22 protein-coding genes are annotated in these 26,347 nt (G+C 52.1%); 20 read left to right on the plus strand and 2 right to left on the minus strand.

Annotated elements, in window-relative coordinates:
• Positions 1-92: 92 nt before the first annotated feature.
• Both dnaX and ABFD83_06495 read left to right on the plus strand, forming a co-directional pair.
• The gene (gene dnaX, locus ABFD83_06490) at positions 93-1,805 is read left to right on the plus strand and encodes a DNA polymerase III subunit gamma/tau (GenBank protein MEN6356715.1); all 1,713 of its coding nucleotides are present in this window, start codon (positions 93-95) and stop codon (positions 1,803-1,805) included.
• Entirely contained in the window at positions 1,805-2,146 is a 342-nt protein-coding gene (locus ABFD83_06495) for a YbaB/EbfC family nucleoid-associated protein (GenBank protein MEN6356716.1), read from the plus strand. Before dnaX ends, ABFD83_06495 begins: the two co-directional genes overlap by 1 nt.
• A 122-nt stretch (positions 2,147-2,268) precedes the next feature.
• Here ABFD83_06495 and ABFD83_06500 read toward each other — a convergent pair whose 3' ends face one another.
• The gene (locus tag ABFD83_06500; GenBank protein MEN6356717.1) at positions 2,269-2,871 is read right to left on the minus strand and encodes a hypothetical protein; all 603 of its coding nucleotides are present in this window, start codon (positions 2,869-2,871) and stop codon (positions 2,269-2,271) included.
• A gap of 203 nt (positions 2,872-3,074) precedes the next feature.
• Positions 3,075-4,952 (minus strand): S8 family serine peptidase, encoded by a 1,878-nt coding sequence (locus ABFD83_06505; GenBank protein MEN6356718.1) that lies wholly within the window; start codon positions 4,950-4,952, stop codon positions 3,075-3,077.
• A gap of 93 nt (positions 4,953-5,045) precedes the next feature.
• Here ABFD83_06505 and ABFD83_06510 point away from each other — a divergent pair, with 93 nt between their 5' ends.
• The 18 genes from ABFD83_06510 (at position 5,046) to ABFD83_06595 (ending at position 26,266) form a co-directional block, all read left to right on the plus strand.
• Positions 5,046-5,810: an NAD-dependent deacylase gene (locus ABFD83_06510; protein ID MEN6356719.1), complete on the plus strand. Its 765-nt coding sequence runs from the start codon at positions 5,046-5,048 to the stop codon at positions 5,808-5,810.
• Positions 5,811-5,838: 28 nt separating this feature from the next.
• Complete coding sequence (locus ABFD83_06515; protein ID MEN6356720.1) at positions 5,839-6,504, plus strand: undecaprenyl diphosphate synthase family protein; 666 nt, start codon at positions 5,839-5,841, stop codon at positions 6,502-6,504.
• Between the two features lie 105 nt (positions 6,505-6,609).
• Positions 6,610-7,620, plus strand: a complete 1,011-nt coding sequence (locus ABFD83_06520; protein MEN6356721.1) for a hypothetical protein — start codon at positions 6,610-6,612, stop codon at positions 7,618-7,620.
• Between the two features lie 11 nt (positions 7,621-7,631).
• Positions 7,632-9,620, plus strand: a complete 1,989-nt coding sequence (locus ABFD83_06525) for an ATP-binding protein (GenBank protein ID MEN6356722.1) — start codon at positions 7,632-7,634, stop codon at positions 9,618-9,620.
• A gap of 539 nt (positions 9,621-10,159) precedes the next feature.
• Entirely contained in the window at positions 10,160-11,044 is an 885-nt protein-coding gene (locus tag ABFD83_06530) for a hypothetical protein (GenBank protein ID MEN6356723.1), read from the plus strand.
• Positions 11,045-11,120: 76 nt separating this feature from the next.
• Complete coding sequence (locus ABFD83_06535; protein ID MEN6356724.1) at positions 11,121-12,254, plus strand: DNA repair exonuclease; 1,134 nt, start codon at positions 11,121-11,123, stop codon at positions 12,252-12,254.
• Between the two features lie 118 nt (positions 12,255-12,372).
• Positions 12,373-14,811: an AAA family ATPase gene (locus ABFD83_06540; GenBank protein ID MEN6356725.1), complete on the plus strand. Its 2,439-nt coding sequence runs from the start codon at positions 12,373-12,375 to the stop codon at positions 14,809-14,811.
• Positions 14,812-15,274: 463 nt separating this feature from the next.
• Positions 15,275-16,585, plus strand: a complete 1,311-nt coding sequence (locus ABFD83_06545) for a phenylacetate--CoA ligase (protein ID MEN6356726.1) — start codon at positions 15,275-15,277, stop codon at positions 16,583-16,585.
• On the plus strand, positions 16,582-17,013 hold the full coding sequence (locus tag ABFD83_06550) for an ACT domain-containing protein (GenBank protein ID MEN6356727.1): 432 nt from the start codon (positions 16,582-16,584) through the stop codon (positions 17,011-17,013). Before ABFD83_06545 ends, ABFD83_06550 begins: the two co-directional genes overlap by 4 nt.
• Positions 17,014-17,131: 118 nt before the next feature.
• Positions 17,132-18,283: an ABC transporter substrate-binding protein gene (locus tag ABFD83_06555; protein ID MEN6356728.1), complete on the plus strand. Its 1,152-nt coding sequence runs from the start codon at positions 17,132-17,134 to the stop codon at positions 18,281-18,283.
• A gap of 157 nt (positions 18,284-18,440) precedes the next feature.
• On the plus strand, positions 18,441-19,340 hold the full coding sequence (locus ABFD83_06560; GenBank protein MEN6356729.1) for a branched-chain amino acid ABC transporter permease: 900 nt from the start codon (positions 18,441-18,443) through the stop codon (positions 19,338-19,340).
• 1 nt (position 19,341) lies between these two features.
• On the plus strand, positions 19,342-20,757 hold the full coding sequence (locus ABFD83_06565; protein MEN6356730.1) for a branched-chain amino acid ABC transporter permease: 1,416 nt from the start codon (positions 19,342-19,344) through the stop codon (positions 20,755-20,757).
• The gene (locus ABFD83_06570) at positions 20,741-21,529 is read left to right on the plus strand and encodes an ABC transporter ATP-binding protein (protein ID MEN6356731.1); all 789 of its coding nucleotides are present in this window, start codon (positions 20,741-20,743) and stop codon (positions 21,527-21,529) included. The genes ABFD83_06565 and ABFD83_06570 overlap by 17 nt, the downstream gene beginning before the upstream one ends.
• Positions 21,529-22,272: an ABC transporter ATP-binding protein gene (locus tag ABFD83_06575; GenBank protein ID MEN6356732.1), complete on the plus strand. Its 744-nt coding sequence runs from the start codon at positions 21,529-21,531 to the stop codon at positions 22,270-22,272. The genes ABFD83_06570 and ABFD83_06575 overlap by 1 nt, the downstream gene beginning before the upstream one ends.
• A 7-nt stretch (positions 22,273-22,279) precedes the next feature.
• Positions 22,280-23,581: a phenylacetate--CoA ligase gene (locus tag ABFD83_06580; GenBank protein ID MEN6356733.1), complete on the plus strand. Its 1,302-nt coding sequence runs from the start codon at positions 22,280-22,282 to the stop codon at positions 23,579-23,581.
• An 80-nt stretch (positions 23,582-23,661) separates the two neighbouring features.
• Complete coding sequence (locus ABFD83_06585) at positions 23,662-24,762, plus strand: hypothetical protein (GenBank protein ID MEN6356734.1); 1,101 nt, start codon at positions 23,662-23,664, stop codon at positions 24,760-24,762.
• Between the two features lie 166 nt (positions 24,763-24,928).
• A complete protein-coding gene (locus tag ABFD83_06590; GenBank protein MEN6356735.1) occupies positions 24,929-25,084 on the plus strand; it encodes a hypothetical protein in 156 nt (51 codons plus the stop codon).
• A gap of 138 nt (positions 25,085-25,222) precedes the next feature.
• On the plus strand, positions 25,223-26,266 hold the full coding sequence (locus ABFD83_06595) for a multiheme c-type cytochrome (protein MEN6356736.1): 1,044 nt from the start codon (positions 25,223-25,225) through the stop codon (positions 26,264-26,266).
• Positions 26,267-26,347: the final 81 nt, after the last annotated feature.

Raw genomic sequence — 26,347 nt, forward strand, 5'->3', positions numbered from 1 at the left:
AAGTCAAAAAGTTTGAATGTTGGGGCTGCATAGTGCTTTAGGCGCTGATTTTGACTTTTTGACTTTTCGACTTTATAACTTTTGGACTTGTCATGGCCTATATTTCCCTCTATCGAAAATACCGGTCCCAGACGTTCGACGATGTCATCGGTCAGGATCATGTCGTGCGGACGATCAGGAACGCCATCAAGGCAGGCCGGATAGGGCAGGGTTACCTCTTCTGCGGATCGAGGGGCACAGGCAAGACCACTGTCGCCCGATTGATCGCCAAAGCTCTTAACTGCCAATCATCCGACGGTCCCACACCCGAGCCATGCAACAAGTGCGATGCATGTCTTGCAATTACAGAGGGCAGCGCCGTTGACGTGATCGAGATGGACGCTGCGTCAAACCGCGGCGTGGACGATGTCGATGCCCTGCGCGACGGCGTGAAATACGCCCCGATGCAGTTTCGCTATAAGGTCTACATTATAGACGAAGCCCACCAGCTCTCCGCAACGGCAAAGGACGCATTCCTGAAAACTCTCGAAGAGCCGCCTCCTCACGCAGTCTTCATACTCGCTACCACTGAGGCCCAGAAGATTCCCATTACTATACGCTCCCGCTGTCAGCAGTTCGATTTCAGGCGCGGGTCAGCCGATGAGATCGGCGGCAGGCTGAAGTATGTTACTGAAAATGAGGGCGCATCGATTGATGAAGATGCAATCGATCTCATCGCTCGTGCGGCAAACGGTTCTTATCGCGATTCTCTTAGCCTGCTCGAACAGGTGATGGCGTATACCGAGGGCACGATCACCGCAAAGGACGTATATACGGTCCTCGGCGCTGTTGAAGAGGATGTGCTGCTTGAGATGGGCGAGGTCCTTGCATCGACTGATACGGCAGCCGCATTTGCGATTTCGGACAATCTATTGCGCCAGGGCAAGGACGTTCGTGAACTCCTGAAAGACTCAGCGAACCATTTTCGAGATGTGCTTGCGCTAAAGGTCGGAGCCGACACGCGGCACAAGGATAACAAGCGATGGCGCAACCAGGCCGAGAGCTTCACTCAGGACCGTCTGGTTCGGATCATAGACGTTTTCAGCGCATCCGAAAAGGATTTGAAGTGGAACGAGCAGCACCGTCTGGGTCTGGAGATGGCTCTGCTTAGGGCTATGATAAGGCCGAAAGAAGCTCCTGTCGCACCTGTCGTTCAGCCCGTTCAGACTATCAGTCGACCGGAACCACAGCCTGTGTCGGTAGATACATCCGCGCCAGAGCCGATTAAACAGACTAAGCCGTCTGCCCCAGCTCCTGCTCCTGAAAAGCCCGCGGGTCGCAAAGCTCCAAAGCCTGCAGCAGAGCCTGTGGCAAGCGCCACTGCTCAGGAGACAGTTGATGAGTCCGGAAACGGCGGCGTGAGCGTCAGTCTGAGTGATATTCAGCGCGACTGGAGCAAGGTTCTCAAGCATATTCAAAAGATTTTGAAGCAGCCGAATATATCGGCTCTTGCGCATCAGGGACATCCGGTAGAGCTTACCGGCCACGTGCTCACACTCGGTTTTACAAAGAAGTGGGACTTCCACCGCGAAGGCGTTGATCGCGGTTCGGAGTGGGTCGAAAGAGGCCTGTGGGACGTGATGGGCGCAAAGCTCAAAGTCAGGACGACTATCGTTGAGAGCGAGCCGGATAGTCACAGTGGATATAATAGTGACGCTTCCCATGAGCACAGCGAGCCGACCCAGCACCCGCTCATAAACGATGTACTCACGATCTTTGACGGCACACCCGTAGAGATCGATAATGACCCTTGGGAGGAAAAGTAATGGCAAAAGGATTTGGCGGCCTGCCTAATATACCCGGAATGGGCAATATGATGAAGCAGGTACAGAAGATGGCCGAGGAGACTGCGCGCATTGAGGAAGAGCTTGGCAACGAGCGCATCGAGGCAACCTCTGGCGGCGGCATGGTAACAGCCGTGGCGAACGGCAAGCAGGAGATTCTTGAAATCAAGATTGACCCGCAAGTCGTTGACCCTGATGATGTGGAGATGCTGCAGGACCTGGTCGTCAGTGCAGTCCGCGAAGCTCTCGAAAAGAGTGTGGAGATGAAGCAGTCACGCCTTGAGGCACTTACCGGAGGCCTGAACATACCAGGACTCTTCTGATTTGATATTTAGTATTTTGTATTGAGTATTATTGATATGGTGCTCCCTCGAAGTTCGGGCGCGATATCTAATCGCGCCCGAAAAAAGAATCTTGAGATTTCAGATAGCCTTGAAGTTATTGCTTAAGATATATGCCTTCTCCGCAAGACGGCAGGTATCAGTGACGTCAATCCCACACATATCGCAATCATAGACGACGGCTCTGGGACATATGCAGCGAGAGTGGTTTTGTACCATCCGCTATCCTCAAATGTAGATGTTTTCTGGTAGCCTATATGCATCCCCGAGAGCACTTTGTTGTTGTTTATGTTAAGTGTTTTATAAGCGAGTGTTATGTCTTCACCCGGATGAATTCTGTCTGGATCCGTGCCATGCCAGCCCGCAATAGCCCCTGGAGTGTCTTTGTACTCCCATGTCCAGTCATTGACTCCAACTGCATTGGCAGCATCAATCGGTGTGTCTTGATCCTGGCTTACAAGGAAATACGCCTGTATCCAGTTCACTGCATAGGTATTACCGGATAATGTTATGGTAGGATGCGCGCCCATTGATAATGAGTAGGTCAACTGGTCTGTTGCAGGTACTGGCGTTAGGTAGACTTCATCAAATTCGGCGGGGTCAAAGCTGGACCACGAAGGCGGGTCTGCGCTGGCCGCTATTCCTAGCGCTCCCAACAGAGCAAATACTGCTATTACGGCGTACAGCCGGATAGTCTTATTGCGCATCTTGTTCTCCTTCCGTCTCGCTCACGCCTTTATTATTATAGGCCTGCAGCGGACTGTGTGCTGTGATATTCTCGCGCTTAAATCATCGATTGGACTTATTTATTCGGAGTATAGCCTAGCAATCGGGCGTTGTCAAGGGGGGCTATAATATTTATATTGATATTATAGTGACGTAGTAATCTGTCGTGTGCATAACCCTGGCGTCATGGTATGGGCTCGATGTCGTTCTGTTCTCTTACTCTTACAACCGGCACGTATACTTCGAGGCCGTCAGGCTTTTCGATGCTGGATATCCCGGTTACACGAACATGGCTGTTTTTGGTCGGTTTTGTGAGGCTTCCGCATATAACCTTGAGCCCTGCAAATCCTGAGCCGTCTTCTAGGTGTGACCCATCATCAACATAGAAATATGTCCAGCCGGTCGCTGTAACCTTCCCGCAGATGCTGATAAGCAGCGAGATATTATTTAGTCCAACTCCATTGCTCACCCCAGGTTTCAGCCCCAACCTGCCTCCACCGACAGCCTTCGTCTGCATAAGGAAAGGTTTGAGAGGTGTGCGAGATCCGGTTTTCGATAGTGATGCTCCCTGAATTGTTCTCTCACCATTTTGGGTCATGAGCGTGCCTATTACACGTACAATATTCCCCTCTGAGTATCCTGCCGGGATCGTGGTAAAAGGAAGCATAATTGCAGATGCGCGGTTGTCCTGTTCGATATACATTCTGTCCGAAAGTTGGGTGCTGCCACTGGTTATTACGGCGTTATCCACCTTTACCAATGTTCCACTGGGCTTAGCAGCCAGATCACCGATCTTGTTGGATGCTATAGGGGGGTCTACAAGCGCATGATAGGCGTTGACCAGCCCCCAGCCTGTATATTGGTCCCATCCGATGGAGCCGATGTCACGGCAGCTCAGTTTGATCTGCTCGACGACCTCTCCATTGCTCCAGTTCGGATATTGGCTCCAGATGAGCGCGGCGATCCCAGATACGAAAGGAGCGGCGGCGGATGTGCCCGATGATATGTTATATGTGCTGCCTCCGGCATCCCACCAGGTGCTCATAATCTCGTTGCCGGGAGCCATAACATCAAGATATTCTCCGTAGTTGCTCCCGCCGGCGCCCCAGTCATTTTCGCTGCAGCGCTGACTGTTCTCATTAGAAGCGCCAACGGCAATTACCTGATCATATGATGCGGGATAAAATGATGTGTCCAATCCGTCATTGCCGCTCGCACCGACGAGCACACAGTCTTTGTTGTAGGCATACTCAATAGCCGCCTTTTCCGCAGGGACATCATCATATCCGCCAAGGCTCATGCTTATAATCTTTGCGCCATGGTCGGCTGCCCAAATGATCCCTTCGGCTGCGTCGGACTCCAGACCATATCCGTCGGCATCCATCACCTTGATCGGCATGACCTTGGCTCCCCAGCTCACACCGGCTATCCCAATATTGTTATTGGTCTGTGCGGCGGCGATCCCGGCCGTAAATGTGCCATGGCCATTATCGTCATTTGCATCGTTCGGGTTGGGTGCGCCGGTGACAAAGTTGTGCCCAGCCACTATCTTGCTCGCCAGGTCTTCATGGTCGGTATACACTCCTGTATCTACCATCGCTATGATTACACTTGAACTCCCGGTTGTGACATCCCATGCATCCGGCGCTTGTATACCGGCATTGGGATATATGTCCGAGTAGAGTCCCCACTGCCAGTACCAGTATAACCATGGATCGAGATAGTACTCGTCATCGGGTTCCATGCAGATATGTATGATATGATTTGGACCGGCATACTCGACAGCCGGGTTCTTCTTATACTGCGCGATTGCGTCATCGATTGTTACATTCTTTGGCAGCTTGACCCTCTGAAGCCTGATCTGGCTGACAGTGCGCTCAATTGATGCACCGGCGATTTTTGTGCCCGATGCAAGCTGGGATTGCATGCCGGACTTATATCTGACGATTATCTCGCCATCTTTATGCGCTCCACTCGCGCTGCCGGCAATAAGGCATGTTAGGATGACCACCAAGCAGCAAGCTAGTCTGTGACACCGGGCCAAATCATTGTGTGCAATCATTGACAACCACCTCTCATAATTAAGAGTGCCAAACTGCTTTATATGTTCCAATTTTACATGCTGTGGTTGTATAATTGACTGTGGAGGCGACAGATGCCGGATAAGCAGTCACAAGATCAACTGATAGACCTCTTAAAGAATTCTAAGCATGTTTTTGTCTTTACAGGCGCGGGGGTAAGTAAAGAGTCTGGTCTTCCCACGTTCAGAGACCTCGACGGCGAGTGGACAAAATACGACCCCATGACCTTCGCCACACTCGACGGTTTTCTGCAGAACCCGGTGATGGTTTGGAACCTGTATCGCCGCCGCCAGAAGCAGATAGCCGCTGCCCAGCCCAATCCTGCTCACGTTACTATTGCCCGGATGGAAAGCTATTATCCCGAGTTCCTGGTCTGCACACAGAATGTAGATGATTTGCATGAGCGCGCGGGCAGTCGAAAGATTGTGAAAATCCATGGTGATGTCTCCAAGGTTAGATGCATAGACTGCGGGCGCAGGCACCCCGTAGCGGATTATGATTTCTCTGATGAGTTTGATAATAATGACAGCCTGCCGATGTGCTCTGATTGTGGGGGCTTGTGCAGACCTGATATCGTGTGGTTTGGCGAGTATGTGCCTCAGGAGCCGATGGCGGCATCTATCATGGCTTCGAGTACATGCGATCTGATGATGATCGTCGGCACATCCGGCGAGGTCTCAGGCGGATACGGCTTCGCTGAGCGTGCCTTGAGCCATGGCGCAAAGATAGTTGAAGTTAACCCCACACAAGGCGCGCTTACACACTACGCCCACTTCTGGATACCGGAGCCTGCGGGTGTTGCGCTGCCTAGAATATGGGAGCTTGTGACGGAGAAATAGATCCGTCAGCTTTTTTGAGGTGTAGATTATGAAATTGCCCGCGTTCAAGCGCATCCCCAGACATGTTGGCTTTATTCCGGATGGCAACCGCCGCTGGGCGCAGCGTAGGGGACTAGCCAAATATGCCGGATATGCGGCCGGCATCAAACCTGGTTTTGAGCTTTACCGAACGTGTATCGCTCTTGGAATCGAAGAGATATCGGTATACGGTTTTACCAATGATAACACCCATCGTCCTGCCGAACAGACTGAGGCTTTTAGCAATGCGTGCGTCAGCGCCGTTAAACAGTTGGCAAGGATGGATGCCGAGTTGCTGGTGGTCGGCAATGACGAGTCACCTAAGTTTCCGCCTGAGCTTAAAAAATACAGAGTCAGGCAGAAGTTGGGCAGGGGGCTTATAAAAGTAAACTTTCTAGTCAACTACGACTGGCACTGGGATCTGAATTACGCTCTTCGCCATAATGCTGGTGATCAGCGAAAAGAGTTCAAAGAGTCCATAGCATCAGCCGATGTTTCGAGGATCGATCTTCTGGTCAGGTGGGGAGGAAGGCGCAGGCTGAGCGGCTTTTTGCCGGTGCAGTCTGTCTATTCAGACATATATGTGGTTGATGAACTTTGGCCGGACTATAATACCCGGCAGTTTTTTGACGCGCTTCATTGGTATGAGTCGCAGGATATAACTCTCGGCGGATAAGCTCTAGACACCGATATGCGGACTTATGACGGCAGAGCGTATTGACATGAAGCTCGTCAAATGGTAGATTAACCTAACGTATGTTCGAACTCCATAGAAGGTGACATGAGCGAACTTCTCAGAAATTTATCCTCATATGTCCACGCTCAAGCCGAGCGCGATGTGCACGTTGTTTTGGCTCGCAACGACCTCGATGAGATGCCCATGATTCTGGCCGCAGCCGAGCCTCGTCAGGCCGAAGCCGACCTGGAGGGCAGATGCATAGATGCAGTTCGGGTGGGCGATGCGCAGCCGGGCAAACTGGCATACTTCATGGACGGCATGCAGCGCCCGCGAGGACCCATATACTTTGGCTCACAGCTTCCTGTGATGTATGGATATGTAGCCGCGACGATACGCGTGCGCGGTGAGGATAAACGCATGCGCAAACACGATTTTATCCGCAGGGAGTCTCTCTATTTCCCTTATGATTTTCCAGGCGCGCCGATGAAGCTTGCCGATGCCGGGTTTGATATAGTAGATACGGGCGAGCGCGGCAAATCGCCTGAAGAGCACCCGCTGATGCTGGTGGAGCGCGCAAAGAACAAGATAGGCGTAGTCCGATCCGATCTTGAGAGCAGAATCACATCGACGTGGCTCTCTGACTTTAATGGCAGGGACGACTGGCTTCTGGTGGACGGCTCCCTGAGCGGCGACTATCACAGATACGACTCGCCAAATATAGTCGGCCTGATCAAGAGCCACCAGACTCAGTATTTCTTGTGGGAAGACCAGCAAAAGATTTTGAGCCTCAAAACGGGCGAGCGCAGCGGTGTATTCATACCTAAAGGCCGCAACCGGCCGGACGTATACAGTTGGTATCTGCGTCTTCGCCCCAATGACGGACGCGACGTCTATTTCGGCCTGGTGCGTGTCGAAGCGGCTAAATGTGAGCGAACACTGGAGATGGCGGATGAGATATCGCGCTGGCTCCTGGCTGAGAGAAGCCCATTGAGCATGCCGGACGCCAGGTGGGATAGATTGATCTACCCGATCCACGACTGCGAGCTATACATGAAGAGCGTCGCCCCGAGCCACACTTCTCTTGATTCACTTATGATCAGCCTTGCAAATTAATGGAGAGCAAAATGGAGCAGGATAACCTTATACAAGTCGGTCGAGTGGTAGCCACCGAGGCAAAACCCAGCACAGCCTACAGCTTCAGCTTCTGGGCAGCCGAGGGTGATTGCAAGGTCGGCATAGGCACGCTGGTCGTGGTTAAAAAGGGCGACCTGGAGGTCTACGGCGTAGTAGTAGAGGGGTTCGGGTTCACCGATCTCAACTCAGCCATGCACGACTATATCGGCTCCGAGGGCGACCCCGGTTCCGAGGCTCCCACACTTCGTCATGAGGTGAGGTGTTATACGGCTGCCGTGCTGCGTGTCGAGCCTGAGGAGCCGCTGCAGCCTGTGCCTGTCGCGCCTGTGTTTCTGGCCGATGATCTGGTTGTCCGCAATGCCCTTCGCATGGACGGTTTCTGGGAAAAGACCGGCATCCCAATTGGCCTGTATCAAAACGGCGATCTGCTCTCGCCTGTTTACCTGGACTCCGAGTTCCTGCTCGGCCCTGAGGCGGCGCATCTCAATATTACGGGCGTCTCCGGCCTTGCCACCAAGACAAGCTCAATCGAGTTTATCCTGCTGAGCATTTTCGAGCACTTCAAGGATTATGACGACGATGGCATAGCGGTTGTATGCTTCAACGTCAAGGGCCCCGACATGCTCTTCCTTGACTTTCCCGGCAAGGTCGATGAAACCAGCCCATATTATGAGAAGTATAAGGAGCACGGTATAGACACGATAGATGACCGCGACGCCGATATGTATAAGCTGCTCGGTATGCCGTGCGAGCCGTTTAAGAACGTGAAGTATTTTGCTCCGTTCAAGTCGGACAGGGTGAACCTCAACACTCTGCGCACAAATGCCGACCTGGTCGGTGACGTCACGCCCCTCTCGTGGGGTCTGACGGATATACTGGAGTTCACCGAGGTCGTGCTAAACCGTGATGATGTGGACGCAAAGGCCGATGCCCTGATCTCATATATCAAGGACCGCGTCGTCAATGAGACCGCGGAGGTCAACGGCCAGCAGATCACCGTGCGCAACTTCCAGGACATGAACCACTGGTTCGATATGGTCTTAAAAGAGATGGAGCAGAGCAACCGTTCCGAGTGGAAGACCCATCACTATGCGACCATCCGCAAGGTCTACAATCGCCTGTCTAACCTCAGCACCCGCTACCAGGGTCTGGTGAGCCCGGACGAGTTCAGGTCCGACCTGCCGTGGGGCGATTTCGAGGATCGTGCGGTCTACGTAGTTGATGTCGCCAATGTCGACCCGCAGGCGCAGGACCTGGTATTTACCAGGATCGTGAGCCAGCTCAGGCAGCATCTTGAAAAGGGCGATTTGGGTGTGAAGCACGTGATAGTAGTGGTGGACGAGCTCAATAAATACGCTCCGTCCGACGGCCAGGAGACCTACCTCAAACAGACCCTGCTCGATATATCCGAGCGCGGGCGTTATCTGGGGCTGGTGCTCTTCTCGGCGCAGCAGTTCCGCAGCCAGGTGCACAAGCGCATAGTCGGCAACTCCGCGACGTGCATCTATGGGCGCATGGACATGGACGAACTTGCCACACCCGGCTATCAGGTCCTGACCTCCGCCACGAAAGAGAAACTGGCCACGCTCTCTAAGGGTCAGTTGATGGTCCGCCATCCGCACTTTAACCAGCCGATATTTGTGAAGTTCCCGAGGCCCAATATACTCCGCGGGCCGGACGGCATCAAGATGTTCCCTCCGGCAAACGACCTGCCTCTGGAGGAGGCCGTATGGCGGAATCTGAACCGTCTGGACGGCGGCGTAAGCCGGAACGATGTCAGCGATATAGTCTCATCTGCGGCTGATCCGTCTGAGATAGTGCGAGCGATGAACATCACTCTTCAGCGCAAGCCGGATGACCCGGTCAGCCATTTCAGAAACTGTGTGCGAAAGAAAGCAGGTGTCCAGATGACACCCGATGCCAAACCGAGCTTTATCCCGGTTCTCGATCCCGACCCGAACGACCCCTTTCAGGATTGAGTAATGAGTATCTGATATTTATTATTTGCCTGATGTTTGCAAGGATGCTGGATAGTGTAATTCCCTCTCCTGGGGGAGATGGCAAGGGTGAGGGCGCAACTGATTTAGTAATTGATAGTTTGTATTGATTATTTGAATAGTGTCTCAATTACAGTCATTCCGAGGAGGAACGACGAGGAATCTGCTGTGCGCTAAAGCAATCAAAATGCCGGTTCTTGAGGTATGAGAATAACGCTGAGTGTTCAACCATGTCATTCCCGACCTGATCGGGAATCCAGATAGCTGCGCTATAATATAGCTTAAGTGCCTGGATTTCCGCTTTCGCGGAAATGACAAGATACAGTGATTCTTTCGTTGTTTCAGGCTGAGGGCGCAACTGATTTAGTAATTGATATTTTGTATTGATTATTTGAATAGCGTCTCAATTCCAGTCATTCCGAACGGATGTGAGGAATCTGCTTTTCAGCGTTTCCGTTCTTTCAGTGCCTCAGCGGTTCGGAATCATGCTTTGTGTTTTCTGATAATCCAGAGGGATAAATTTGGCACAAGTAGAAGCACAATGGTTTGTCTATTCAATGCAATATAAGCTGATATACCTGTGGCCTACGTACATAATGGCTGCGATAATATATTGGAAAATTGCCTCTGCAAATTTTAGAGTATATGATCCGAGTTCATGGGTGACAGCACTGGCGTTACTTACTATGTTTTGTGCGGCATTGGCAGGGCTTGAACTGCTATCCCGGCACACACCGACAAGGATTCGTGTGCAAGATGGACGAATATCACTTTACCGATTGTGGTTGTATGCAGAATTTGATATACGAAATATATTATATGTTGAAACGAACGTCAGAAGATCATTTGATCTGTTTATGGGAAATTGGACTAAAGTAACAGTAAGTATGGATGGACAAAATGCGGAGTATTATATAGATCCAAATATCAGTTCTTACGTATATCTGCTCAAAGTACTTAATCGCGCATCGGAGCAGAATTTGACAAACCATGCGATAGACAGTGAGGAAGAATCATTTATCATCCCACGTATCCATCAATGTGTCTTGGGGTTTCAATCATTAGGAGGGATTGTTATAGCATCTCTAGCCATAGTAGTCTTTCACAATGATTCTGTATGGATTGCGTCGGCTGTGGTTTTTTTAATTGCATTCACCGTGTCATTTATACATATTCGGGTAGCACCTATGCGCGTAGACTTTATGGACTGCTTTATTTCATTCAAATTCTTGTTGGGACAACGGCTGACAGTTCGTGAAACCGACATATTGAACCTGGATGTTCGTCGCACTAGTGGTGCGACCATTAGTCTTGCGGGAAATAGAAAGCTATGGTTGTTGCCATATTTCAACAATTATTCTCGATTATCTGACAGATTGAATGCTGTTGCTAAACACGGTGGGTGACGCCGGTTTGTTTCTTCGGTTGCGAAGCGGCCGAAGCCGACGCTGCAGGCGTCGAATCCCAACTTTTTGACCAATCATGAAAATAGCACACATAGCGGACCCCCATCTGGGCTACCGCGCATACAATAGAATAACCAGCCAGGGTTTGAACCGTCGTGAAGCGGATGTGTTTCAGGCATTTCGGCAGGCTCTCGCCAAGGCGGTTGAGATAGACCCGGATGTGATACTTATCGCAGGGGACATGTTTCACGTCGTCCGGCCAAGTAACCTCACTATCCAGCAGACTTTCCGCGAGTTCGCCGCACTTAGGAACAAGACAGCCGCGCCTGTCGTGATAATCGGCGGCAACCACGATTCGCCACGCTCAGCAGACACCGGCTGCATTCTTGATTTGTTTGCAAATGTGCCAGATGTGTATGTCGCTCACTCGGAATATGTTCAGGTTAAGCTCGACAACTTAGACATGTCTGTATTCTGTCTATGTCACCGCGCTCTGCCGCATCTTAATTCGCTCAAGATAGAGCCGGACCCGTCCAGCAAGTATAATGTGCTGATGGTCCACGGCACTCTTGAGGGCGTTATCCGCCATGCCTACGATCTTTTTGAGATCAGGCGTGATCAGGTGATATCGGATGCATGGGACTATGTCGCGTTCGGCCACTACCACGTATTCGAGGAACTTGCGCCGAACGCATATTACGCCGGTTCCACCGAATACACCAGCACTAATATCTGGAGCGAGACCAAACAGCCCAAGGGCCTGATCGAGTATGATCTCGACGAGCATAAGCTGGTCGATTTCCATAAGATAGATACCCGCGAGGTAATCGACCTTCGCCCGATAGATGCAGCAGGTGTTGTAGCTGGCGATCTTAATACAATGATCCAGCGCCGGATTGAGAGTATCGATGGCGGCCACGAGAATAAGATTGTCAGACTTGTAGTCGAAAACTTGCACAGGTCGGTGCAGGCCGACCTTGATTTCTCCCTTATAAGGCAGGTCAGGTCGGAGGCACTTCACTTCGAGCTTCAACTTCGTCCTCCGAGCCGGGATGGCCGGACACTTACTTCGGGCTCGGAGTCGGGCGCAGCGAAACCTCTGGAAGAGAAGTGGGACGAGTTCGCAAAAGTATATGATGTGCCCGCAGGTGTCGACCGCGAGCGCTTCACCAATCTTGGTCGAGATTATTTAATCAGTTGTGAGTCATAAGAAGAGTTGTGTGCTGTGAGTTATGAGTTGCGGGTTCATATAATTAAGCGCTTATCCGGCACACTTTACGCTCACAGAACTCATAACCCAAAACTCGCATAACCCGTAACTTATATCTATGAAACTAATAAGCCTTGAACTCAAAAATTTCAGACAGCACGCCGATTCGGCGATCACCTTCACCGATGGCGTGACCGGCATTATCGGCCCCAATGGCTCGGGCAAATCCACCGTGCTTGAGGCTCTCGCTTGGGCGCTGTATGGCGCGCCTGCCGTCCGCGGAACCAATGACACGATCCGCACCAAGGCCAGCGAGGGTGGGGCGAAAGTCAACGTTACACTCACATTCGATCTCGGCGGATCGGTATATAAAGTGACCCGCACGCTTGACGGTCACGGTCGTTCCGGTTCGGCTGTCTTGGAAGTTGATGGCCGCCCTCTGCGCTCCGGTATGACGGAAGTCTCCGAGTCGATCACAAAGCTCCTTGGCATGGACTACCGGGCGTTTTTCACGAGCTTTTTTACGGGTCAGAAGGCTCTGGAGTTCATGGCGGCGATGGATGGCCGCGCTCGTGCAGCCTCAATAGGTAAGATGTTGGGCTATGACCGGGTCACCAAGGCGCGTGACAAGGCCAATGAGGACCGCAAGGGTCTGAACCGCGAGATCGAGGGTCTGGAAAAGGGCCTTGCCGACCCTGAAGAACTCAAAGAGCGCAAGAAAGAGGCCCATGCCAGGCTTGCCGGAGCCAAATCGTCTTTATCTGAGGCTGAAAAGGTCCAGAAGACCTCTACCGATATCGTGGACAAGCTCAAGCCTCTCAAAGAGGCGTCTGATCAGAAGTCAAAGCGGTTTGATGAGATATCCCACAGGCTGGAGTTCGATCGCGCGGATGTCAAGCGTTCGGAGACTCGTCTGGCTCAGATCAAAGCCGAGCTTGTCGATCTGGAGTCTAAGCAAAAGGAACTCGATACTCTTGCGCCAAAGCTCGATGAGTATGAGCATGCCAAGACTGAGTATCGAAAGCTCTCGGAACTTCAGAAGCACGAGGGCGATCGCCAGCGCCTAGCTGGTCAGATTGCAGCGATTGAGCAGGATATCAAGCGTCTGCAGTCGCGTGACAACGAACTATCCAAGTCGGATGAACAGCAGTTGCGAGCATCAGCGGAATTAGCAGCCGGTGAGCAAGCGCTCGCCAAGGCTGAAGAGATGTTGCGCACAGCGAGAGAGAGTAAGATAGCTCAGGAGCATACGGACAAGGCTCAAATTGATAATCTCCAGTCGAGACAAATTGAGATCGAAGCCAAGCGCGCACAAATAGCTGAAGCTGGAGCCGAGGGCGCTTGTCCGACTTGCGAACGTCCTCTCGGAGACGAGCTGCCCACAGTCCTTGCAAACTTCGATGCGCAGATAAAAGATATCACCGACCGGATTGAGCGAATACAGAGCCTGGCTCAAGCGCGTGAATCCGAATCGGCGCAGATCGAAAAGATGGAAGCGGAGCGCGCCGGTGTCACAGCCCAGATCGAGCAGCTCAGAAGTGAGAAATCGGCTGCGGATGCGCTTGTAGCGGAGAAAAAGAAGCTCAATGAGCAGATAAAGTCACGTATGGCTGAGCATGAGTCCATGCGCAATCAAATCGAGTCGATTCCAGGCGGTTTTGATCAAACCAGGTATGCCGAACTCCGCAAGGCAGGCGACGAACTCCGACCTGTCCATGACTGCGCCATAGCCCTGAAATCTGCTTTGGAACGTCTACCGGTTGTTCGCACTGAAATGTCGGAACTCGAAGCAGGGCTTACAGCCAGGACAAGCGAGATCGCAGCGTCCGAGAAAGTGCTTGCAGATCTTTCTTTCTCGCCTGATGATCGTGATAAGCTGCTGCGCGATTTTGAAGAGGCAGCAGCCGCGCTCAACGCATCGGCGCTCCAGCTCGAACGCCAGCGCGGCGAGGTGAACATTGCCGGCGCTCTGCTTACAGCAATCGAGCGTGAAGAGGAGCAGTATAAGTCCAAGCTGGAGGATTTGAAACTCAAGCGCTCAGAGCGATTGCATCTTGAGACTCTCGCCCAGGCTATGGACAAACTCAGAGCCGAGCTGAATGACCGCATCCGACCCGAGCTTGAAGCCATAGCAAGTGAGCTTTTGGCTATGATGACAGACGGCCGCTACGATACTCTCGAAATCAACGACAGCTACCAGGCAACCATCCGTGACGATGGCGAACTCAAGCCGGTAATTTCAGGCGGGGAGGACGATATCGTAAACCTTGCTTTGCGGCTTGCGATATCTCAGATGATAGCCGACCGCGCGGGCCAGTCGTTCTCGCTGCTGGTTTTGGATGAGGTATTTGGTTCTCTGGATGATAACCGCCGCGACAACGTGATCTCACTCCTGCAAAACCTCAAGAACAGGTTTGAGCAGATTATTTTGATAACTCACGTCGAGTCGATCCATGATGCAGTGGATAACTGTTTGTGGGTAGCTTTTGACGAGCGTACAAAGACAAGCCGACTCATAGACCGCGTCGAGCAGCCAATGGCCGGCATCACACTTTAGAAAACGAAAGCTATTTCTTCTTCTTTTCTTCTCTAAGTCTCGCCTTGTAGCTTTCCTGCGCTCGTTTTCTGGTTTTCTTCAGTTCTTTAGCTCTGACTCTCAGCTTCGTTCACCCCCACACTTGATGTGAGCTTATTATAGGACCACCTCCGCGTAGTGTCAAGATAGGCAGATAAGATACAATTGTAATATGGTAAAATCGCGGACAAATTTTCTTCGTGGCATCAGTAGACACTTATCCGTCGGAATTCTTAAGTAAAAAGGCACATGATGAGATAATTATGAGCATAACCTTAAGTAAAAGAAGGAGTTTTATTCGGCATACTGGAAATAACTATGTAATAAACTCAACTGCAACACTGTCTCAGTATTTGCGAAGATGGTTTTCTTGTGGGATAATAAGCAGAGCTTAAGAAACGGTTACAAAGTTTCTAACCTCTTTTTTTACGGAGGCAATGCATCAATGTATTATTGGAATAAAGATGCCGAATGTGTAGACCGGGGTGAGTTGGACGCGCTGCGCAACTATCGGTTGCTGAAAACAGTCAGGCATGCTTATGAAAATGTTCCAGCCTATAAGCGCAAGTTCGACGAAATAGGTCTGCGCCCCGAACATATACGCGGCATTGAGGATCTGCCGAAGCTGCCGTTTACAAACAAGACAGACTTCCGAGATAATTATCCGTTTGGAATGTATGCCGTGCCCATGGACAAGGTTGTAAGAGTCCATGCCAGTTCAGGCACCACGGGAAAGGCTGTTGTCGTCGGCTACACGCAGGGCGATATAGCAACATGGGCCGAGATGATAGCACGGACTCTCGGCGCGGGCGGAACTTGCAAAGGCGATGTTGTGCAGAATGCATATGGCTATGGTCTGTTTACCGGCGGGTTGGGTGCGCACTATGGCGCCGAGCGCATAGGCGCATCGGTCGTGCCTATTTCGGGTGGCAATACCAAGCGCCAGATTCAGATAATGCAGGATTTTGGGAGCACAGTCCTGTGTTGCACTCCCAGTTATGCGGAGTTGATTGGCGAGACGGCGCATGAGATGGGTGTCGATACATCCAAGTTGCCGCTTCGCGCAGCATTTCTTGGCGCTGAGCCGTGGACCGAGGCTATGCGGCGAAAAATCGAAGAGCTGCTCAATATTGATGCGCTGGATATTTATGGTCTGAGCGAAGTGATGGGCCCCGGCGTTTCATATGAGTGCATGGAAAAGAATGGCCTGCATATAAACGAAGATCATTTCATTGCAGAGATAGTAGACCCGGAGACCGGCGAACCGCTGCCGCCCGGAAGCAAGGGCGAGCTTGTATTTACAAGTCTTACAAAGGAAGCTCTTCCAATTCTGCGCTATCGCACCCATGATATTACTTATATTGATGACTCACCATGCCCATGTGGTCGCACCTTCCACAAGATGCATCGGATCATGGGCCGCACGGACGACATGCTTATTGTTCGCGGGGTTAATGTATTCCCGAGCCAGATCGAGAGTGTGCTTATGGAGATGGAGGGCACCGAACCTCACTATATGATCGTTGTGGACCGCAGCGAGGGCGAGATGGACACGATGGAAGTCTGGGTTGAGGTCTCTCCAGAGTTGGTCTCGGACGAAGTTAGGACGCTTGAGAATATGGAGCGCAAAATTGCGGGCGAACTGCATTCATTGCTGGGTATCTCGCTCAAGGTGAAGCTCGTTGAACCTAAGAGTATTCCTCGCAGTGAGGGCAAGGCGAAGAGAGTAGTAGACAGGAGGGAACTGTATCAGTGAAAGTAAGCCAGCTATCTGTATTTATAGAAAACAAGTCGGGCCGCCTGGCGGATGTCACGCGGACTCTGGCGAACGCCGGGATCAATGTGCGCGCTTTATCTATTGCCGATACCATTGATTATGGTCTTCTCAGGCTCATAGTCAACGATCCCGCGCGGGCGAAATCCGAGCTTACGAACGCAGGCTTTACTGTTGCGCTTACGGAGGTGCTTGCGATTGAGGTGCCTGACAAGCCGGGCGGTCTTGCCGGGATCATAGACGCATTTGCCGAGTGCGGTCTGAATATCGAGTACATGTATGCCTTTGTCGGCACCTCCGGTGAGAATGCTATAGTCATATTCAGGGTCGAGAAGGTGGATGAGGCTATGTCGTCACTTCAGAAAAAGGGCGTCAAGGTACTCAGCGGCGAGAAATTGTATGCAATATAAGGTGTCGCATACAACCGCACCTATCAAATAACAATAACCCATATACAAATACCAAATAAATACTAAATACCAAATACTAAATACTAAATCTAAAATTGATTGTAGGGGGTTTTTGGGTATGTTTAGGCGTTTGCTGGTTTTGTTGGTAGTTGTGATTGTTGCAGTGCTGGTTGCTTTGCCCGGTTGGGGAGCAAAAAGCGGGAAGAGTCCGTATGTCATCGGGGCGATCTTTTCGACCACTGGTGACAATGCTCCTCTGGGCGTGCCGGAGCGCGAGACCGTCCAAATGCTTGTTGAAAAGGTCAACAAGTCCGGCGGCATCAGTGGCCATCCGGTAAAGGTGGAGTTTTATGATGACGGCGGCAGTCCGCAGCAGGCTGTGCAGGCCTGTCAAAAACTGCTCGCCAATAAGAAAGTGATTGCAATAATCGGCCCTACGCTTTCAGGGCCGAGCCTCGCGATCACTCAGATGTGTCAGAATGCCAAGGTGCCGCTGGTCTCATGCGCGGCAAGCATCAAGATTGTCGAGCCGGTGAAGCCTTATGTCTTCAAGACCGCGCAGGCGGATTCGCTCGCGGTTGGAAAGATCATCAGCTATTTAAGGCTGAAGAAGATCAAGCGAGTGGGCTTTATTAATGATTCCAATGCTTTCGGCTCCAGCGGCCGCGACCAGTGGATGGAGGTTGCAGCGAAGGCAGGTATCAAGACGGTTGCCACGGAGTCTTTCAACACTGCCGACACTTCCATGACTGCGCAGCTCACCAAGATACGCGCGGCCAAACCCCAGGCGATAATCTGCTGGGGGACCAATCCCGGCCCTGCAATCGTGGCAAAGGATGTAAAGAGACTGGGGATCAAGATACCGCTGATTATGAGCCATGGCATCGCGAACATGAAGTTCATCGAGCTTGCGGGAAGCGCAGCCGAGGGTGTGATATTCCCCGCGGGCAAGCTGATTGTTGCAAAGCAGATACCGTCTTCGGACCCACAGAAAAAGCAGCTCTTGAGGTATTCCTCCCAGTATACGAAGTCTTATAACAAGTCTTCGAATACTTTTGGCGGGCATGCGTGGGACGCGTTCACGCTCGTGACCGATGCCATCAAGAAGGTGGGCGGCAACCGGGCTAAAGTCAGAAGCGCCATAGAGAGCCGGAAGAAGTTCGTCGGAATAACGGGCGTGTTTGACTTCAGCTCAAAAGATCATGCCGGTCTGGACAAGAACGCCTTTGCTCTCGTTCAGATCAAGAACGGCAAGTGGGCGCTTAAATAGTAGTTGAATATTAGAGGTTGGGTGTCTTGCATCCAACCTCTAACTATATGAATACCGTATATTCAGCCCGATCAAAAGGTCTGAGACTCGCGAAGAGGAGTGGGTAAGCAGGCTCTTAGCTCTCTACTCTCTGCTCTTAACTATTATCGAGGTAGTATTGGACCAGTTAAGTCAGATTCCCCAACTGGTAGTCTCGGGGATTACCAGCGGATGTATATACGCGATCGTCGCGATCGGTTTTTCAATCATCTATAACTCCACTCAGGTTATTAACTTTGCGCAGGGTGAGTTTGTGATGATAGGCGCGATGGTCGCTGCTGTGCTGGTAGCCAAGGTGAGTTTGGCAATCGCTTTTCCGGTTGCGGTTGCCGCGGGCTGCCTAGTCGGCGCTTTAGTAGCATTGTGCGTGATCATTCCGCACAAAAAAGCATCAGTGGTGACTTTGATCATTATCACTGTCGGCGCTTCGATAATGCTGCGCGGTCTGGCGCAGCTCTTTTGGGGAGAGCAGGCGATTCCTGTCGCGCCGTTTACGGGCAGTGTGAGCCGATTTGGCGTGGAGGATCGAATTTTTCATATATTCGGAGCTGCGGCCAGAGCGCAGGATTTATGGGTCATAGTGATTACGGCGCTGCTTGTCATAGGTATGCACTTATTCTATAAATATACGCTGGTCGGTCAGGCTATGCGCGCCTGTTCTATGAACCCGACCGGCGCCAAGCTTGCCGGGATCAGCGTGAAAAAGATGATCGTGCTCTCGTTTGTGATGGCAGCGGCGATGGGGGCAGTCGCGGGAGTGACTGTCTCGCCGGTCTTCTACGCCCGCTGCAATATGGGCACAGCCTTGGGCCTAAAGGGCTTTTGCGCGGCGGTGATGGGAGGGCTCGGCAGCTTCGGCGGCGGAGTCGCTGCCGGAATCGCGCTGGGAATCATCGAATCGCTCGCCGGAGGGCTGCTTTCGAGCGACTACGGCGAGGCCGTGGCGTTTGTTATTCTGCTCGTGATACTCTTTGTCCGACCCGAGGGTCTGCTCTCTCGCCGAAAGGCGGTGGCTTGACATGGCGGTTGAGGCTCCTGCAGCGGTTCCGGTCAAGATCAGACATTCTGCGGCGGAATCGGGCATTTGGAGTCTGCTGCCATTTATCATTTTCGCACTCGTCTGCATTTTTATACCAAGGTTTGCGAGCGAGACTCAGTTGATGCTGCTGATCTACATCGGGATCAGCGCGCTGTTGGCTATCGGTCTTAATCTATTGATGGGCTATGCGGGCCAGATATCCCTGGGTCACGCAGCGTTTTTTGGTATAGGGGCGTATACATCGGCGATCCTTACGGTGCGCCCGATTGCCGCCGAGGTGATACCCGGGTTCAGCACCGGGGTAGGGGTCATCGCGGGTGTGGCGGCGCTGATGTCTCTTGCCAGAGTCACGGGAGGCAGGCTTGCGCTTGGAGTGGGCGCGCTTGTTCTGGTGGGATGGATTGCGGCGCTTGCAAAACCGCACTTTTTGGTTGTGCTGCTTATATATGGCGTCGGAATGGCGTTGTTCGGCATTGCCTTAAAGATCAAATGGTGGAAATCTGGAGCGGCAGGCATTATCTGCGCACTTTCGGCTGCCGTTTGCGACAGGTTCTTGTTGGGCGTGCTGGCGAAAGGCGGCGCATCACCATGGACGGCTATGCTGGCCGGCATAATAGTGACCTCGCTCATTGCTTATCTGATCGGTGGTCAGGTGCTGCGGCTCAAGGGACACTATCTCGCGATGGCGACCCTGGGCTTCGGTGTCATTGTCGAGATCATATTCAGGCAGTGGACTGCGGTGACCGGCGGCTCCAGCGACGGCATGTTCGGGATTCCATCCATAGCCTGGCTTGACGGTTCGCCCAGGTTCGTGCGGCATATATTCGCTTCGCTTGCAGGCGGGCAGGTCGATTTACAGAAGCAATATTACTATCTGGTCTGGTTTTTTGTTTTCATAGCGCTTGTGCTTGCTGTGAATATTGTGCGAAGCCGGGTCGGGAGGGCTTTTCGTGCGGTGCACAGCAGCGAGATTGCGGCTGAGTCTCTTGGTGTCGATACCCAGCGATATAAAACCCAGGTCTTTGTCTTGAGCGCGGCAATGGCGTCGGTCGCCGGGAGCCTGCATGCGCATAACGCAGGTGTCGGCTATGTGAACCCGGGCGATTTCGGGTTTGCCGTCTCGGTGCAGCTTGTCGTAATGGTTGTAGTCGGCGGAATGGCGAGTGTGTGGGGTGCCCTTTTCGGCGCAAGCGCGATTCAAATTCTCAAGAACTGGATGCTCAACCTCGACAAGGCCGATGTAAGGGTAATGGGACTCACTCTCAAGGGCCTGGACCCAATAGTTTTTGGCGCTGTGCTGATAATCGTGATGGTTTTGCTGCCGCAGGGATTCGTTCGCGGCATTACGGATATGGCAGCGGCAGCCTGGCGAGCCGCGCGTGGAAAGGCAAAATAGAGCCTTGGAAGTGCTTATTGAGGCGAAATCGGTGACATGCTCGTTCGGCGGGCTTGTCGCTGTGGATAATGTGGATGCAAGGGTGGTCGCCGGGCAGACCAAGGCGCTCATCGGCCCGAACGGAGCGGGCAAGAGCACACTTTTGAACCTGCTGACCGGAGTGATGCCGGTGAGCGGCGGTGACATACGAGTCCGCGGCGTTTCAATTGCGGGCAGGTCGTGCTATGAGGTTGCCTCGCTCGGGCTTGCCAGGACATTTCAAAACGTCCAGCTCTTTGATAACATGACGGTCTTGGAAAATGTAATGGTCGGCTGTCACTGCTGGAGCAGACAGGGGATCGCATCGGCGGCGCTCAGGTGGGTCGGTCATTTGCGAGAGGAGAAGCAAATTCTCAAAGAGTCGGTGGTCCAGCTCGACAGAGTAGGTCTTGCCGACCAGGCTAATATGTCGTCAGGCAGCCTGCCGTTCGGCAAGCAGAGGATGCTGGAGATAGCGCGAGCGCTTGCGAGCAGGCCCAAGCTCCTGCTCCTGGACGAACCGGCGTCGGGTCTTTCAACCCGCGAGACCGATGAACTCTGTGACCTTCTGCGGCGGATTGTCAAGGAAGGTGTCAGTGTGCTCCTCGTCGATCACGATATGCAGTTTGTGATGGAGATTTCGGACGAGGTAATGGTGCTCGATCAGGGTAGAAAAATTGCCGAGGGCACACCTGAGGAGGTTCAAAACGACGCTCATGTGATCGCAGCCTATCTGGGTATGGAGGCGAAGTAGTGCTCAGGATTCGCAGCCTTGTCACATATTACGACCGTATTCTTGCCCTGCGGGGTGTGTCGCTTCATGTCGATCCGGGCGAGATTGTGGCAATCGTCGGTCCGAACGGCGCAGGCAAGACGACTGCGCTCAACACTATATCAGGTGTAATACAAGCCGGTTCCGGCGAGGTGTTTTTTGCGGGTGAAGACATCACCGGTAAATCGTCTGAGCGTCTTGTTGAGATGGGGCTTGTTCAGGTGCCGGAAGGCCGCCAGCTCTTTTCGGGCATGACGGTCTATGAAAACCTGATCCTTGGAGCGTACAGACGCGGCAGGCTTGCGAAGAAGACTCATATGGCGAGCGACATGGACAGGGTCTACGAAATTTTTCCAAGGCTCAAGGAGAGGACGACGCAGCTTGCAGGGACACTTTCGGGCGGTGAGCAGCAGATGCTGGCGATAGGCCGCGCTCTTATGGCCGGGCCGAAGATGCTTCTGCTCGATGAGCCGTCGATGGGGCTTGCTCCTTTGGTTGTAAAGGAAATTTTTAAGGTGATCGCCGACCTGCGCAAAGCGGGGACGACTGTTCTTATTGTCGAGCAGAACGCAAAAGCCGCGCTTGGCATTGCAAAGCGCGCTTACGTAATGGAGACCGGGCGGATAGTTATGGAGGGTCCGGCATCCGAACTTGCCAGGAACCCCGAGATCCAACGTGCTTACCTCGGCAAGGGATACAGACAAATGTCTGAAGTAGACAGGTAAGGTAAAAATGCCGATTTGGAACCGTAGATACGAGCGAATGGAACGCCAGGAGATGGAGCAGCTTCAACTGGAGCGGCTGCAGCTCACTGTCAATCGAGTATATCGAAACGTCCCGTTCTACCACAAGCGGTTATCGCAGATGAGCTTTGTACCTGAAGATATCATGTCTTTGGGTGATATTTCCAAACTGCCGCTTACTACAAAAGACGACCTTCGCGACGGCTATCCGTATGAGATGTTTGCCGTGCCGCTGAGAGAAATCGTGCGCATACACTCATCCTCGGGCGCAACAGCAAGGCCGGTCGTTGTGGGATATACTCGAAACGACTTGAAGCATTGGTCGGAGCTTGTCGCTCGGGTGTTGAGCGCAGCCGGGCTTACAAAGGATGATGTCGTGCAGATCGCGTTCGACTACGGCCTCTTTACAGGCGGTTTCGGAATGCATTACGGCGCGGAGAGGCTTGGGGCGTCGGTCATACCTGTCTCGTCTGGCAATACCGAACGGCAGGTTCAGATCATGGAGGATTTCCGAACCACAGCGCTCATCGGCACCCCCAGTTATGCCCTGTATATGATCGAAGTGATGGACCGCATGGGTGTCTCGCCTGCGGGGCTGAGCTTGAGAGCGGGCCTTTTCGGCGGCGAGCCGATGAGCGAGAAAACAAGAGCAAAAATCGAATCGAGTTTAGGGGTAGTCGCGACCGATAATTATGGCGTAAGCGCGGTGATGGGCCCCGGTGTCGCGGGCGAGTGCGAACTGAAGAACGGCTTGCATGTCAACGAGGACCATTTTCTGATCGAGATAATAGATCCCGAGACATTAGAAGTGTTGCCGGATGGCCGGGAGGGCGAGTTAGTAATAACCACGCTCACCAAAGAGGGCCTTCCGATGATCCGATATCGGACCAGGGACATCACAACCATCACGCGCGAGCCTTGTAAATGCGGACGAACCACCGCGAGGATTGCGCCCATCAGGAAGCGCACCGACGATATGATTATCATCCGCGGAGTAAATGTTTACCCTTATGAGGTCGAAAAGCTGCTCTATGATATCGAGCACGTCGAGCCTCGCTATCAGATAGTTTTGGATCGTGAGGATGGGCTTGATCATCTCACTTTGAATATCGAATTGTCCTCTCGCATGATCAGCGACCAGATGCTCAAGCTTGTGGAGCTTGAAGAGACTATCAGACGTCGTGTTCATGGCGCGCTGGGCATTACACCCAGAATAAGACTTGTGGAACCGAAGACGCTTCAGGCTATCGGCCCAAAGGACCGTGTAGTCGACAATAGGGAGAATAACTGATCCGGCAAGTGGAGGTGATGGACGAAATATTATTTTATTTGGATGTGTATATCTATCGTTAAGTACGAGGAGGAGAAGATTTGAAAAAGTATTTGATTGGGGCAATACTGACAATTTTATTGATGAGCCTGGTGGTAGTTGTCAGTGCTCAGGGTCTTCAGAATGTCGAACTTCACGGCTATTCGCAGAACAGGTTCTATGCGCCGCAGAGCGGCAATGCAAGGATCACGACGGACAGGGTCTCCCTCTCCGCTAAGGGCAACATAAGCGAAGACATAACAGGTTATATGGAAGTTTACTTCCATCCTTATATCTCCAACGATGTTCAGCCGGACAACACAACTGCCGAGCAGTCTCGCACTTACCTGGAGAGCGCATATGTCGATATGCCGCTTGGTCTTGGCCGTGTGAGAGTAGGCAAGGGAAGACAGCTTAATTTCGGCGTAACGCCGTCATATCCTAACAGAAAGACATCGCAGTACGGCATTGTGCCTGAGACATTTACGATGGCCCGAATAGTCGGTATCCAATACACGCAAAAAACCGGTCTTTTCGATGGTGGCATAACTCTATTTGAGGATAATTCATTAGGTACCCAAAGCATAGGAAGTTACCCCGCTGCGGATCCGGTCAATATGGTCAAGCACTTTACCGATAATGATATTCCATCCGACATAAGCGGTGAGTTGGCGACCAGTGTTAGATTAGGGATCACCAAGCCATGTTTCCAGGCTCATGTTTCCGGCGCGTTGGGCAAACTGAACAAGACCGACATCGCCACTATGTACAAAGCGTATTCTCTTGCAACAGGCACCGACGATACGCACAATAAGTATGGCTTTGATGCCAGTTATGCGCGCGGCAACTTTGTTGCTCAGGGCGAGTATTACATCGGCAACTTCAGTTTCCTGAAGGTGACCGGCTACAACCTGGTTGTCGGCTATACCAACAAGAAGCTGCAGCGGATGTATGTCCGCTACAATGCCCTCAATAACGATAAGGCTCCGACACCCGAAAAGCTCACCTGGGACAATCAGCAGTGGATATTTGCGTTTGTCCAGCCGATTGCAAAGGGTGTATGGGCTGAGTTGGAATATGAAAAGAACTCTTCAAGTCCCGGCACCGGGGGCGTCGCTCCCGACAACGATCTGTTGTTCATGGAGCTCTTTACAGGGTTCTAAAGCTTGTTATTGCAAGCTATTTTGCAGCCGGCCCGCATTTTGTGTGGCCGGTTGTTTTATTACAGTGAGTTTTGGGCATCAAATGGTTTGACAGTGCATCAGGCTCGTCGTATACTACCAGTTGAGGTATCTACCTCTGGTCTTTACTTCTATAGAGGGGTGTTTTGTGAGAGTATCACAAAAGGTCTATGTGGTGTTGTGCGTGACGGCGCTGCTTATTGCAGCTTTGGTCTCGGTCGGGATCAATGCAGGTGAGCAGACAAAGTCGATCCGCATAATCTACACAAATGATCTGCTCGGTTATACCGAGCCGTGTGGGTGAGGCGGCCACAAGGACGGCGGTCTAGCCCGACGAGCAACCGCGTTAGCGGCTCTTACTAAAGAGAATCCTAATGACGTTATCGTTGATAGCGGCAATCTCTCAAACACGCCTGAAAAACTGGATGTCATCACAACCATCATGTCTCAGATGCGTTACGATGCCGTTGGTGTGGGCATGAACGATTTGCGTCTGCGCGATAAATTCTTCAGCGCTCTGGAAGCCAAGAAAATCAATGTCCTTGACGCTGGTCCTTCAGCCGAGAAGACAGCCAAGTCTTATATAGTAAAGGTCGTCGATGGTGTAAAGATCGGCATAGTCTCTTTCGGTGTCACTCCGACTGAGGACGATGAATATCAGGTCAGAAAGGCTTGGTACAGCGCATACAAGTCCGCGCGTGACGCGTCCGATATCTTGATAGTTTTGGACCAGTCAGGCACTATAGACAAAGACTGGCTGATGCGAAACACGTCCAGGTTCGGTGCTCCCGACATCGTTATTGGGGGCTTGGCTAATATGTCCAAGGGCCAGCCTGAGATAGTGGGGCGCACGTTTCTTTGTCCGACAAGTATCCAGGGCAAATGTATCGGTGTAGCCGATGTTGATTTTGTAAAAGGCCAGGACCCGAAAATATCAATTCGGAAGATGCCGCTCGGCACGAATTACGCTGAAGATGGTGCCGTGCTCAAGTTGGTAAAGGCTGAGAGAGATCAGACGGTAAAGAAAATAGGTCAGTCTGCTGATTCTCAGGTCTTGACGGAGCCTGTGGTTTCGGGAAAAGCTCTGCCTCCCGCCGACAGAAGGCCATACTATCCTCCGCAGCTTTGCAAGACATGCCATGTGCAGGAGTATGAAGACTGGCTAAAGACCGGCCATGCCAGGGCGCTCAGGACTCTCGTTGATGCAAAACGCACGGTCCCCGAGTGTCTTACCTGCCATTCGGAGATGTATCGAAGGCTGGGACAGTGGGTTGACAAAGAGGATGGATCTGCCGGTGTGGAGTGTGCTACATGCCATCTCGACTCTTTGCCGCATGGTCTCGAACGTCTGAACGTCAAGAAGAAGACCAAAGTGAGCCCGACATTATGTCTGAGCTGTCATACAAAAGAGCGGAGTCCCGAGTATGATGAAAAGACCTATTTTCCAAAGATGGCTCATGCTGTTTCTTCAGCTTCTGCTAAATAAGGAACAATACGGCATTCTTGCCGTCTAACAAGAGACTATTCGGCTGCCGATAATATCGTATAGAGGCGTGGCATGCAGGCG

The organism is Armatimonadota bacterium (genome assembly GCA_039679645.1).
GTDB lineage: Bacteria > Armatimonadota > UBA5829 > UBA5829 > UBA5829 > UBA5829.

Bases quoted from the DNA above. Each gene is read 5' to 3' on its own strand.
- ABFD83_06495 (MEN6356716.1), top strand. From the start codon at position 1,805: ATGGCAAAAGGATTTGGCGGCCTGCCTAATATACCCGGAATGGGCAAT.
- ABFD83_06535 (MEN6356724.1), top strand. From the start codon at position 11,121: ATGAAAATAGCACACATAGCGGACCCCCATCTGGGCTACCGCGCATAC.
- dnaX (MEN6356715.1), top strand. From the start codon at position 93: ATGGCCTATATTTCCCTCTATCGAAAATACCGGTCCCAGACGTTCGAC.
- ABFD83_06520 (MEN6356721.1), top strand. From the start codon at position 6,610: ATGAGCGAACTTCTCAGAAATTTATCCTCATATGTCCACGCTCAAGCC.
- ABFD83_06505 (MEN6356718.1), bottom strand. From the start codon at position 4,952: ATGATTGCACACAATGATTTGGCCCGGTGTCACAGACTAGCTTGCTGC.
- ABFD83_06565 (MEN6356730.1), top strand. From the start codon at position 19,342: ATGGCGGTTGAGGCTCCTGCAGCGGTTCCGGTCAAGATCAGACATTCT.
- ABFD83_06515 (MEN6356720.1), top strand. From the start codon at position 5,839: ATGAAATTGCCCGCGTTCAAGCGCATCCCCAGACATGTTGGCTTTATT.
- ABFD83_06500 (MEN6356717.1), bottom strand. From the start codon at position 2,871: ATGCGCAATAAGACTATCCGGCTGTACGCCGTAATAGCAGTATTTGCT.
- ABFD83_06540 (MEN6356725.1), top strand. From the start codon at position 12,373: ATGAAACTAATAAGCCTTGAACTCAAAAATTTCAGACAGCACGCCGAT.
- ABFD83_06510 (MEN6356719.1), top strand. From the start codon at position 5,046: ATGCCGGATAAGCAGTCACAAGATCAACTGATAGACCTCTTAAAGAAT.
- ABFD83_06525 (MEN6356722.1), top strand. From the start codon at position 7,632: ATGGAGCAGGATAACCTTATACAAGTCGGTCGAGTGGTAGCCACCGAG.
- ABFD83_06580 (MEN6356733.1), top strand. From the start codon at position 22,280: ATGCCGATTTGGAACCGTAGATACGAGCGAATGGAACGCCAGGAGATG.
- ABFD83_06595 (MEN6356736.1), top strand. From the start codon at position 25,223: ATGTCTCAGATGCGTTACGATGCCGTTGGTGTGGGCATGAACGATTTG.
- ABFD83_06545 (MEN6356726.1), top strand. From the start codon at position 15,275: ATGTATTATTGGAATAAAGATGCCGAATGTGTAGACCGGGGTGAGTTG.
- ABFD83_06555 (MEN6356728.1), top strand. From the start codon at position 17,132: ATGTTTAGGCGTTTGCTGGTTTTGTTGGTAGTTGTGATTGTTGCAGTG.